At 39.9% G+C, this 12,773-nt stretch carries 10 protein-coding genes; all 10 read right to left on the bottom strand.

Annotated elements, in window-relative coordinates; all coding sequences use genetic code 11:
- Nucleotides 1–100 precede the first annotated feature (100 nt).
- A complete protein-coding gene (gene rbfA, locus CDZ88_RS08635; protein WP_100373163.1) occupies nt 101–442 on the bottom strand; it encodes a 30S ribosome-binding factor RbfA in 342 nt (113 codons plus the stop codon).
- A 24-nt stretch (nt 443–466) separates the two neighbouring features.
- Complete coding sequence (locus CDZ88_RS08640) at nt 467–748, bottom strand: DUF503 domain-containing protein (protein ID WP_100373164.1); 282 nt, start codon at nt 746–748, stop codon at nt 467–469.
- Nucleotides 745–2,859 carry a translation initiation factor IF-2 gene (gene infB, locus CDZ88_RS08645; RefSeq protein ID WP_100373165.1) on the bottom strand — a complete coding sequence of 705 codons (2,115 nt, stop codon included), beginning with the start codon at nt 2,857–2,859 and terminating at the stop codon, nt 745–747. The genes CDZ88_RS08640 and infB overlap by 4 nt, the downstream gene beginning before the upstream one ends.
- Before the next feature lie 16 nt (nt 2,860–2,875).
- Complete coding sequence (locus CDZ88_RS08650) at nt 2,876–3,184, bottom strand: YlxQ family RNA-binding protein (RefSeq protein ID WP_100373166.1); 309 nt, start codon at nt 3,182–3,184, stop codon at nt 2,876–2,878.
- Between the two features lies 1 nt (nt 3,185).
- A complete protein-coding gene (gene rnpM, locus CDZ88_RS08655) occupies nt 3,186–3,458 on the bottom strand; it encodes an RNase P modulator RnpM (RefSeq protein ID WP_100373167.1) in 273 nt (90 codons plus the stop codon).
- A 19-nt stretch (nt 3,459–3,477) separates the two neighbouring features.
- Nucleotides 3,478–4,620: a transcription termination factor NusA gene (gene nusA / locus CDZ88_RS08660; protein WP_100373168.1), complete on the bottom strand. Its 1,143-nt coding sequence runs from the start codon at nt 4,618–4,620 to the stop codon at nt 3,478–3,480.
- Nucleotides 4,621–4,667: 47 nt separating this feature from the next.
- Nucleotides 4,668–5,138: a ribosome maturation factor RimP gene (gene rimP, locus CDZ88_RS08665; RefSeq protein WP_100373169.1), complete on the bottom strand. Its 471-nt coding sequence runs from the start codon at nt 5,136–5,138 to the stop codon at nt 4,668–4,670.
- A gap of 213 nt (nt 5,139–5,351) precedes the next feature.
- Entirely contained in the window at nt 5,352–9,650 is a 4,299-nt protein-coding gene (locus CDZ88_RS08670) for a PolC-type DNA polymerase III (RefSeq protein WP_100373170.1), read from the bottom strand.
- A 95-nt stretch (nt 9,651–9,745) separates the two neighbouring features.
- Complete coding sequence (locus CDZ88_RS08675; protein ID WP_100373171.1) at nt 9,746–11,455, bottom strand: proline--tRNA ligase; 1,710 nt, start codon at nt 11,453–11,455, stop codon at nt 9,746–9,748.
- Nucleotides 11,456–11,497: 42 nt separating this feature from the next.
- On the bottom strand, nt 11,498–12,751 hold the full coding sequence (gene rseP / locus CDZ88_RS08680; protein ID WP_100373172.1) for an RIP metalloprotease RseP: 1,254 nt from the start codon (nt 12,749–12,751) through the stop codon (nt 11,498–11,500).
- Nucleotides 12,752–12,773: the final 22 nt, after the last annotated feature.

The raw sequence follows: 12,773 nt of genomic DNA on the forward strand, positions 1-12,773 counted from the left end.
ATTTAACAATCACAAACGATTCGCATGTCAATACGTACTAAAAAGGATAGAGTGCATGTGCTCCCTATCCTTCTAGCAGCATTATCAAAGAACGCTGAAATTACTTATTTAATTCGTTCAATAACGTTTGGATGCGATTACCGTATTCAATAGACTCATCAAATTCAAACGTAATTTCTGGTGTCTTACGTAGGCGAATTCGTTTCCCAATTTCAGAACGCATGAACCCCTTTGCCTTAGAAAGTCCTTTAATTGTAGACTCTTTCTGTTCTTCGCTACCAAGCACCGTAATGAATACTTTTGCTTGTTGCAAATCACCAGTGACATCCACGCCTGTAATTGTAACAAAACTAATGCGTGGATCTTTTAAGTCTCGCATAATAATGTCACTTAATTCTTTCTTCATTTGTTCTCCAACACGGTGTGCTCGAACGTTACTCATAGTTGTTCACCTCTATTTGTACAATTATAACCACTCATAAGATGTGATTGTTCGTTCTGCAGCTGTTTCGGCATCGATTAAAGCTAAAGCTCTCTCGAGTTCTCGCTCGCAGATTACTTTTTCATTAGAAACCGTGACAATGGTCAGCTCAGCACGTTGCCAAAGATTTTGAAAATCACTTTCAGCGACAGCTACATTAAAACGCTGCTTAAGTCTTGTCACTATACTCTTTAAGACAGAACGCTTTTCTTTAAGTGAATGCACATCATAGATCATAAGTTCACAACGGACTGATCCAATGATCATTTACGTTCAATTTCCTCCATGACGTACGCTTCAATGATGTCTCCTTCTTTAATATCATTGAATTTCTCAAGTGTAATACCACACTCGTACCCTGCAGCAACTTCCTTAGCATCATCTTTGAAACGTTTTAATGCATTAATTGCTCCTTCGTAGATAACAATTCCATCACGAATTAAGCGAACAGTGGAATCTCTAGATACTTTACCTTCTGTTACATAAGCACCTGCAATCGTACCAACTTTTGATACTTTAAACGTTGCACGGATTTCTACTTGACCAATGACTTTTTCTTCAAACTCAGGGTCAAGCATTCCTTTCATTGCAGACTCAATCTCATCAATTGCATTATAAATAATACGGTGTAAACGAATATCAACTTTCTCTACTTCTGCTGTACGTTTTGCTCCATTATCAGGACGTACATTGAAACCAATAACAATGGCATTTGATGCAGAGGCAAGAATAATGTCTGATTCAGTAATTGCTCCTACTCCTGTATGGATAATGTTGACTTTAACACCTTCAACATCAATCTTCTCAAGAGAACCTTTCATCGCTTCAACAGCACCTTGTACATCGGCTTTAATGATGATGTTAATATCTTTCACATCACCTTGTTGAATTTGATTAAACAGGTCATCAAGACTTACTCTTGAATTTTCAGAACGTGCTTCTACACGTTGACGACTCATACGTGCTTCACCAATTTGGCGAGCTGTTTTCTCGTCAGCAAATACTTGGAACTGGTCGCCTGCTTGTGGAACTTCGTTTAAACCAGTAATCTCAACTGGTGCTGAAGGGCCAACTTGTTTCACACGACGTCCAAGATCATTAACCATAGCACGAACGCGTCCAAATGCTCCACCCACTACGATCGGATCTCCAACATTTAATGAACCATTTTGAACAAGAAGTGTAGCTACTGCACCGCGACCCTTATCAAGCTCAGCTTCAACAACTGTTCCACGAGCCATACGATCTGGGTTAGCTTTCAATTCAGCCACTTCAGCTACAAGAAGAACCATTTCTAATAGTTCATCAATTCCCTGCCCGTTTAGTGCAGAAACATTAACAAAGATCGTCTCGCCGCCCCATGCTTCAGGAACCAGCTCATATTCTGTTAATTCTTGCATTACACGGTCTGGGTTTGCTGCTTCTTTATCCATTTTATTCACAGCGACGATAATTGGCACATTCGCAGCTTTAGCATGACTGATCGCTTCTTTCGTTTGAGGCATAACACCGTCATCTGCTGCAACAACTAAGATCGTGATATCTGTTACTTGTGCTCCACGTGCACGCATCGTTGTGAAGGCTGCGTGTCCAGGAGTATCTAAGAACGTAATGGGTTTGCCATTCGTTTCAATTTGATAAGCACCGATATGTTGAGTGATTCCACCCGCTTCACCAGCTGTTACTTTCGTGTTACGAATCGAATCAAGAAGGGTTGTTTTACCATGGTCAACGTGACCCATAATTGTTACAACAGGAGGTCGCTCTTTTAAGTCTTCCTCTTTTTCTTCTTCTACATAACTATCTAAATCAATTTTGTCGACAATAATTTCTTCTTCGACAGCAACTCCGTAATCCGTAGCAATTAGCTCAATTGCATCTTTATCAAGTTCTTGGTTAATCGTCGCCATTACGCCAAGACCAATTAACTTTTTGATAAGCTCAGACGGCTCTTTGTGTAATTTTTTCGCCATTTCAGCTACTGTTAGGGACTCGACAAAAGTAATCTTTTCCGGAAGAGGCTTTGGCTTTGGCGGCTCTTGACGCTGTTGTTGTTGTTGAGGAGCACGCTTGTTCTGTTGCTTTCCACGATTTTGTTGATAGTTTGGCTTATTAAAGTTTCTGTTCTTATTTTGAGGCTTTTGATTGTTTGTTCTTGCCGGTTGTTTATTTGTTGCATTAGCCGGTTTGTTGTCATTTTTCGGAGCGCTCGGCTTCGCTTCTGGTAGTGGCTTGCCTTCTAACTTCGCAATATCCGTCTCATCAATATAAGACATGTGATTAGAAACCGTCACATCAACTGCTTTTAACTTCTCAATAACCTCTTTACTTGGTACATTCTTCTCTTTTGCGTATTCATATATTCTCATTTTGCTCATATACATACCTCCACATTTATTGGTCCAATAATGAAGTCATTTTTTTTGCGAACCCGGGATCTTTAATCCCTACAACTACTCGTTCTGCCTTACCGATTGCAGTGCCAAGTGTCGTACGGTCCGAAACAATTCGAACTGGAATTGAGTAATAACCACATTTGTCCAATATCTTTTTCTTTGTCTGTTCTGCTGCATCATTTGAGAGAAGCACCAACTTAACTTGTTGGTTTCTAACATCTTTAATGACGAGCTCCTCCCCAGTAACTAGCTGCCTTGCTCTGGCACAGAGTCCAAGTAGGGAAAGCCATTTTGGTTGCTGACTCATGCTACTTTTTTCCTCTCTGTCGATCTTGGTCTAGTTGATCATACTGTTCTTCGGTAAGTTTCACTTGCAGATGTCTTGATAAACTATCTTTCTTTTTTGCCTGTTTGAAGCAATCTTCGGTATTACTAAGGTAAGCACCTCGTCCATTTTTCTTTCCGGTATGGTCTAAAACGACTTCACCTTCCGGGGTGCGAACGATTCGAACAAGTTCATGCTTTGATTTCATTTCATTGGTCACAATGCATTTTCTGAGAGGAACTTTTCGTTGTTTCATGGTCCCCGACTCCTTTTACTTACTCTTCATTCTCAAATGTATCAGGAACAAATGTTTCTTCAAGTGGTGCATCCAAGTCATTTGTTTCTTGAGGCTCGGCGAGGTCGTCTTCAATGACTAAACCAAGTTCTCTTGCTTCTGTCTCACTTTTAATGTCAATTTTCCAACCAGTTAATTTTGCAGCGAGACGCGCATTTTGTCCTCGTTTACCAATTGCTAATGACAGTTGATAATCCGGAACAATGACTTGAGTCATTTTATCCTCTTCGTTTACGTTTACTTTTAATACTTTTGAAGGACTAAGAGCATTTGCTACGTATTCAACAGGATCTTCTGACCAACGAACGATATCGATCTTTTCCCCTTTTAACTCATCAACAATCGTCTGAACCCGTTGACCTCGTTGACCTACACATGAACCAACCGCATCTACTTCTGGATTTTCAGCGTGAACGGCAATCTTCGAACGATCTCCAGCTTCACGAGAAACCGACTTAATTTCAACGGTACCATCATAAATTTCAGGTACTTCGAGCTCAAACAAACGCTTCAACAAGCCAGGATGTGTGCGTGAAATCAAAATTTGAGGGCCTTTTGTTGTTTTTTCCACTTTTGTAATGAAGGCTTTAATGCGATCGTTATGCTTATAAGATTCATTAGGCATTTGTTCATTTAGTGGCAACAAAGCCTCGACTTTTCCTAGATCAACATAGATGAAACGATGATCTTGACGTTGAACAATCCCTGTCATGATATCTTCTTCTCGATCAATAAAGTCAGAATAAATAATGCCGCGTTCTGCTTCACGTACACGTTGTGTGACGACTTGCTTCGCTGTTTGGGCCGCGATGCGTCCGAAATCTTTCGGTGTTACTTCAATCTCCACAATATCATCGATATCGTAACTCGGGTTCATACCTTTTGCATCTTGTAAAGAGATCTCAAGACGTACATCAAATACTTCTTCGACAATTAGCTTACGAGCAAACACTCGGATGCTCCCGTTATCACGATTAACATCAACACGAACATTTTGAGCCTGTGAGAAGTTGCGCTTATAACCTGAAATAAGTGCTGCCTCAATGGCATCAGTGATAATTTCCTTACTAATTCCTTTTTCTTTCTCTAGCGTCATTAACGCATCCATAAATTCGCTATTCATGAATGAGATATCCCCCTTTCAACTACAAACAAAGCATATATTAAGTACTAAAATATAATCGCTAACCTTACATTAGCTGCTTTCTCATATGGAATGACATATGATTTTTTTCGCGTTTTAATTTTCACTTCTACAGTCAAAACATCGCCGTCAAAAGCCGTCAGCATTCCTTCAAACGTCTTCTCACCATCGATCTGCTCATACGTTGTCACGTGGACGTTTTTACCGACTGCTTTTTCTATGTCTTTGGCTTTTTTTAAAGGTCTCTCAGCACCTGGAGAAGACACTTCTAGGAAGTAAGCTTGTGGAATCGGATCAAATTCGTCCAACTTCTCACTTAATTGCTCGCTCACTTTTCCACAGTCTTCAAGGTCCACACCTGTTTCTGAATCAATATAGATTCTTAAAAACCAATCTGGGCCTTCCTTTTTAAATTCGACATCGACTAGCTCTAGGTTACGCTCGTCCATCAGCGGTGTCGCTAGTTCTGCTACGATGTCGGTTACTTTCTTACTCATTCTTACCCTCCTTCAATTACTGCCATCTGCATAAGACGTTTTTATATTAGTAGTGATTATTATTAGGTCTAAACGAAACGAAAGAGCGGGTTTCCCCACTCTTTTTAGGCTCCGTATTCTAAGTATTACCATAACAACAATATCATACTCTACACTTCTTTGCAACAGACGTCCGTTCGAAAGAAGCGCTGTGACAAGCTTTTACGATGTTTCTTAGAAGAGGGATAACTGGTTTGAATTAGGCATTCCCTCTAGACAACCATGTTCGTCTAAATGCTCAAGAACCGTTTTCGTCAATCTTGCTTTTTGTTGCAAGTCTTCTTTTGAAAGAAACTCTCCGTCTTGTCGAGCTTTAACGATATTTAATGAAGCATTTGTTCCTACACCAGTCATCGCATTAAACGGTGGCAATAAGCTGTTGCCTTCTACAATAAATTCTGTAGCACTTGATTGATAGAGATCCACCTTCTTAAATGAGTAACCTCGTTCAGACATCTCAAGAGATAACTCCAAAACGGTTAAAACAGCCTTTTCTTTTGGCGAAGCATCCAACCCTTTGGCATTAATTTCTTGGATCTTCGCTTTAATCGCAGCAGAGCCCTTAATCATCGTATCTAAATCAAAATCATCAGCTCGAACAGTAAAGTACGAAGCATAATAAATGATCGGGTGATGGACCTTAAAGTACGCAATCCTAACAGCCATGAGTACATAGGCCGCGGCATGGGCTTTAGGGAACATGTATTTAATCTTTGTGCATGAGCCAATGTACCAATCTGGGACATCGTGCTTCTTCATTTCCTCAACCCATTCAGGTTGTAGTCCTTTTCCTTTACGCACAAATTCCATAATCTTAAACGCTAAGGAAGGTTCAAGCCCTTTGTAAATTAAATAGACCATAATATCATCTCGACATCCGATCACATCTTTTAATTCACAGGTGCCATTATAAATAAGTTCATTGGCATTATTTAACCATACGTCTGTTCCATGAGATAGACCAGAGATTTGAACCAGTTCTGAAAACGTACTCGGCTTCGTTTCTTCTAACATTTGACGCACAAATCTCGTCCCAAATTCTGGAATGCCAAGTGTACCTGTCTTACATAAAATCTGTTCATCGGTTACACCAAGAACTTCTGGCCCACTAAAGATCCTCATTACTTCCGGATCATCCGTTGGGATCGTCTTTGGATCAATGCCAGATAAATCTTGCAACATCCGAATAACGGTCGGATCATCATGCCCTAAAATATCAAGCTTCAATAAATTATCATGAATGGAATGGAAATCAAAATGTGTTGTTTTCCATTCGGCATTTTTATCATCGGCTGGAAATTGAATCGGAGTAAAGTCATAAATATCCATATAATCAGGCACAACGATAATCCCACCAGGATGCTGACCGCTTGTACGTTTTACACCTGTACATCCGGATACAAGTCGATCAATCTCTGCTCCACGATAGTGAAGGTCATAATCACCTTGATAGCCTTTTACATATCCATACGCTGTCTTTTCTGCGACAGTTCCAATCGTTCCAGCACGATACACATATTCTTCTCCAAACAATTCCTTTGTATAATGGTGAGCTCGCGGTTGATATTCACCAGAGAAGTTCAAATCAATATCTGGGACTTTATCTCCTTTAAAACCAAGGAACGTTTCAAACGGAATATCTTGTCCATCCTTCACATAAGGTGTTCCACATTCTGTACAATCTTTATTCGGTAAGTCAAAACCAGAACCTACTGAGCCATCATTAAAGAAATAGGAGTGCTTACAATTCGGACAAACATAATGCGGTGGCAATGGATTCACTTCTGTAATCTCTGTCATCGTTGCTACAAACGATGATCCGACAGAACCACGTGATCCAACGAGATACCCATCAATTAGAGATTTTTTTACTAATTTCTGTGAGATGAGATAAATGACTGCAAACCCATGACCAATAATACTTTTTAATTCTTTTTCGATTCGTGCCTCCACGATCTCAGGCAATTCTTCGCCATAAATGCTCCGTGCTCTGTTATAACTCATCGTACGAATTTCATCATCGGCGCCTTCGATTTTAGGTGTATACAGTTGATCAGGGATCGGATGAAGTTCCTCAATCATATTCGCTACTTTTTGTGTATTGCTTACTACTACTTGTTTGGCTCGTTCATCTCCTAAAAATGAAAAAGCCGCAAGCATATCATCCGTTGTTCTAAAGTGCACAGGTGGTAGTGTTTGTTTATTTAAAGGATTGGCCCCACCTTGAGAAGCAATTAAAATTTTACGATATATCGCATCTTCTTCTTGTAGATAATGGGCATTACCTGTTGCAACGACCGGTTTATCTAATTTTTTACCTAGATCTACAATGTTTGTGACAATTTCTTTTAGTGATTCATCGTTTTTAACTAGTTCTCTTTCAATTAAATGCTGGTAATTTACTAAAGGCTGAATTTCGAGATAATCATAAAATTTGGCGATTTCCTCGACTTCTTCTGGGGATTTTTGCATCATCCCTTCAAAGACTTCTCCTTTATCACAAGCTGTTCCTATTAGTAATCCATTACGGTGTTTTTGTAGCTGTGACCTCGGGATGCGTGGTGTTCGGAAGAAGTAGTCAACATGTGACATTGACACCAGCTTGTACAAGTTTTTTAATCCTTCTTGTGTTTGAGCTAAAATGGTGCAATGAGAAGGACGCTGTCTAGTAAAGTTTCCTTGCCCCATATGGTCATTTAATTGATCATGATGGGTTACTTCTTTCTCTTTCGCATCTTTTACCATTTTCCAGAGTAAATATCCTGTCGCTTCGGCATCATAAATCGCTCTGTGATGACTAACTAATTCAATATCAAACTTCTTACATAATGAGTTTAGGCGGTGATTTTTCAGTTCTGGGTATAAAAATCGACCTAATTCAAGTGTATCAACTACAGGATTAGGTGCATCTTCTAATCCGATTTTTTGATAACCGACATTGAGAAAGCCCATATCGAAACTTGCATTATGAGCAACAAGAATCGCGTCACTACAAAATGCTTGGAAATCTCGTAGAACATCTGCAATTTCTGGAGCACCTTTAACCATGTCATCCGTAATGCCTGTTAACTCAATGATCGTATTAGATAAAGGCTCATGCGGATCAGAGAAGGATTCGAAACGGTCTATGATTTCTCCATTTTTCATCTTCACAGCTGCAAGCTCAATAATCGTATTGTATACAGCAGATAAACCCGTTGTCTCTACGTCAAAAACGACATATTCTTCTTCTGATAATTCTCTATTTGCTTCATTGTAAGCAATGGGAACACCATCATCGACTAAGTTTGCTTCAATTCCATACAAAATTTTAATACCATGTTTTTTTCCCGTTGAATAAGCTTCTGGAAACGACTGGACAACTCCATGATCTGTTATAGCAATTGCTGGGTGACCCCATTTAGCAGCTTGCTCTACATATTTACTTGCCGAGATCATTCCATCCATTTGGCTCATGTTTGTATGCAAGTGTAACTCAACACGTTTTTCGTCTTCTGCGGAACGGTCGATTCTCTCGGCTGGCTTAATTTGATTAAAATCATTGGCGATCATAACCAAATCACGCACAAACGTATCGTTTTGCACCCCGCCACGAACCTTTAACCAAATACCTTTTTTCACAGCTTGTAGTAAAGGGACATCCTCTTTATCACGCGAGAAAATCTTAACCATAATAGAATCTGTGTAGTCAGTAATTTTAAACGTTAGTAATGTCCGACCACTACGTAATTCTCTTGTCTCTGCTTCAAACACATACCCTTGAACCGTAATTCGTCGTTCTTCATCAACGATTCCTTCAAGTGGAATAGGATCATCTTTAATCGGATACCCGAGAATAAGATTTTTCCCTTCAAATTCATCATTCTTTTTCTCCATTTTCTTTTTCTCTAGAATGGCCTCAACCACTTTGGAGTGATCTTCTTGCTCGCGCTGCTCCACAAACTTTTGAAATTCTTGTTTCGATTCTTTAATAACGGGTTCTACTGGAATTGTCGGTAAGCTAAGTGATCGAAGGCTTTCTCTAAGTGGCTCATATAATTTACGCTTTAAAGCTACCGCCTCCGTTTCATTTCGTACATTAATTTCAAGTTTTTTTCCATCGAAATGCGGAGCCTGACTCGATAACAAAGAACGTAATCCATCTGAGACAGCATGCAAACGTCCAACAATAAGTGGCCAATACGCTTGCCAATCAGCAGAGGTCACTTCTAGTTGATCATAATAAAACGTATGACCGACTGTCGCAATATGAGTAAAAGTTTCTTTTAATTTCACTTCAAACAACTCATAAAGTTCAGCAGAAATCAAAACAGGAAGCTCGATATGAAAATGCCATGTTTTTTTTTCTTTGATGATGGTTAATTTACGAATCTTTCCGCCTTTAAATGGTCCTTGGATAACTTCAGTTGGAAATTGAAGTTGCTCTAGAAGCAGTTCGAACCGTTCTTGTCGTACCTGTTCATCTTGGGGCATCTTATCCACTCCTTTCTAAAGCTTAAGCTATACACTCACTAGTCCCTAACATAAAAGAGAAGGTACCTCAAAAATGAGATACCTAAAACTCTATATTACATTGCTAATTTTTCTTGTTCTACACGAATCGTCTTGATAAGATCGGCCACTTCAACTTCAATAACTTCTCCCGTTTTACGGATCTTCACTTCGACAATACCCTCTGCCGCGCGCTTACCGACAGAAACACGGATTGGAAGTCCGAAAAGATCAGCGTCTTTAAACTTCACACCAGCACGCTCTGGACGGTCATCATACAACACATCGAAGCCTGCCGATTTCAATTCGTTATACAGGTTTTCTGATAGCTCATTTTGTTCGGTGTTTTTACTATTTAAAGTTAATAAATGAAGATCATATGGTGCGACCGATGTTGGCCAGACTATACCATTCTCATCATGATGTTGTTCAATAATAGCTGCGACTGTCCGCGATACACCAACGCCATAGCAACCCATAATCATTGGTTTGTTTTTACCATTCTCATCTAAGAACATGGCATTCATACTTTCTGAGTACACTGTTCCTAGTTTGAATACTTGTCCAACTTCAATCCCTTGAGCAAATTGGATCGTTCCTTTGCCGTCTGGTGAAGCGTCTCCTTCTTGAATAAAACGCAGGTCTGCATACTGGTCAACTGAGAAGTCTCGATCGACATTTACACCTGTAAAGTGATGATTTAGCTCATTTGCTCCAGTTACAGCATTTACCATTGCAGAGACAGCATGATCAGCGACAATTTTTAGATTGTCTACATTGACAGGACCAATGTTACCAATCGGTGCAGATAATACGTCTGCTACTTCCGCTCCTTCAGCAAATCGAATCGATGTTGCTCCTAGTTCATGTCGTAATTTGATTTCGTTTAACTCGTGGTCACCCCGTAGTAAAACAAGTGTCCATTCTTCATCAATTTGTACAAGCAATGTCTTCACGATCTCGTGTGCAGACACTGTAAGTTCTTCTGCTACTTCTGCGATCGTTTTAGCAGTACCGGTATCTACTTTTTTGCATTCATGAAGGGCAACATCTGGCTTCACATATGTTTCATTTACAGAAGCCATTTCAATATTTGCTGCATAGTCGGATTCATCAGAATAGGCAATTGTATCTTCCCCTACTTCACATAAAGCCATGAATTCATGCGTGTCCTTTCCGCCAATCGCACCAGAATCAGCAATGACTGGACGGAATGTTAAACCACAACGCGCAAAAATTCGTGAATATGCCTCATACATATCGTTATAGGCTTCATCTAGACTTTCAGTTGTCGCGTGGAAAGAGTAAGCATCCTTCATAATGAACTCACGTCCACGTAATAAACCAAACCTAGGTCGACGCTCATCACGGAATTTCGTTTGAATTTGGTAAATATTTAAAGGCAATTTCTTGTATGATTTCACGCTATCACGCAGGAGACTTGTAATGACTTCTTCATGCGTCGGTCCAAGAGCGAAGTCACGATTATGACGATCTTGTAATCGCATCAATTCCCCGCCCATTTTATCCCAACGACCTGTTTCTTGCCATAACTCAGCTGGGTGCATCGTCGGCATCGTCATCTCTTGTGCGCCAGAGCGATCCATTTCTTCTCGAACAATCGTTTCTACTTTATGAAGCACTCTTTTCGCTAATGGTAAATACGAGTAAATCCCTGCTGCTATTTGACGGATCATTCCCGCACGTAGCATTAATTGGTGACTAATAATATCTGCATCCGCAGGTACATCTCGTAAAGTTGGCGCTAATAATGAACGTTGTCTCATCTCTCAAAATCCTTTCTTCTTTAAGCTATGTAAGAATCATTCTTACATAAACAAACGGTTAATATCGTTCCATGTGACAAAGATTACAAGTAAGAATAGTAATGCAAATCCAACTAGGTGAACCATGCCTTCTTTTTGTGGATCAATAGGCTTTCCTCTTAATCCCTCTAGTCCGATAAAGACCAAACGTCCACCATCCATTGCTGGAATCGGCAATAAATTAATAATACCAAGGTTTACACTTAAGGCAGCTGCCCATTGCATCAAGACAAAAATACCTAGAGCAGCAGCTTCACCTGTATATGTGTAAATGCCGACAGGTCCTGCAACATAATCAAGCGAAAATTGCCCTGTAATTAATAATCCTAGTACTTCAAAAATCATCGTCATGAATAAGTATGTTTGAGTGACACCGAACATAAGAGAACCTGGTATTGAGAATTCTCTAGGTTGTGTCACACCAATGAACCCTTCAGAAGCACCTAGTTGTCCTTCTCGCTCGTTCGGTGTAACCGATACCGATGTTGGTTGATTGTCACGAATAACAGAGAACGTAATCGTTTCTTTCGGATTTTGTTGAATAATGCTTGTCATATCTTCCCAGGTATCTGTTGGGATATTATCAATGCTCGAGACTTGATCACCTTCTAGTAAACCAGCACTTGCTGCCGCGCTATCTGGCATCACTTCACCAATCTCAGCCCGGTCCACAGGAATGCCTTGCATTAATGCAAGAGCTGCTAGCAAAACAAATGCTAGAATGAAGTTCATCATAGGTCCTGCAAAAATAGCTAAGGCACGTTGACCTACCGTTTTTGAACCAAACTGACGATCCCAAGGAGCAATTTGTGTTGCTTGCTCATCCTGGACGAGTACGGCTTTGTTATGAACATTATAGCGTACCAATTCATCCTCATCATAGGCCTCAACAAATAGTTCATGTTCTAAATCAATCTTCTCGACCTGAACCACTTTGGCTTCTGGATGTTTTGATTTATTGTTTATAATGATTTGTTTCACTTCATTATGACGATTAAATACTAACCCAATCTCAAAACCAGGCTTGATATCAACCATCTCTGGATCTTCTCCAGCCATGCGGACGAAGCCGCCTAGTGGAAGCATACGGATCGTATACACTGTTTCATTTTTCTTAAATGAAAACAATTTTGGACCAAAACCGATCGCGAATTCCCGACATAATATGCCTGCACGTTTTGCAAAGTATAAGTGACCCCATTCATGAATAAACACAAGTAAACCAAAAACAATAATAAACGATATTAACGTATTCAAATAACCAACCTCCACTTTTAAT

This window comes from Bacillus sp. FJAT-45037 (assembly GCF_002797325.1).
GTDB lineage: Bacteria > Bacillota > Bacilli > Bacillales > Bacillaceae_D > Alkalihalophilus.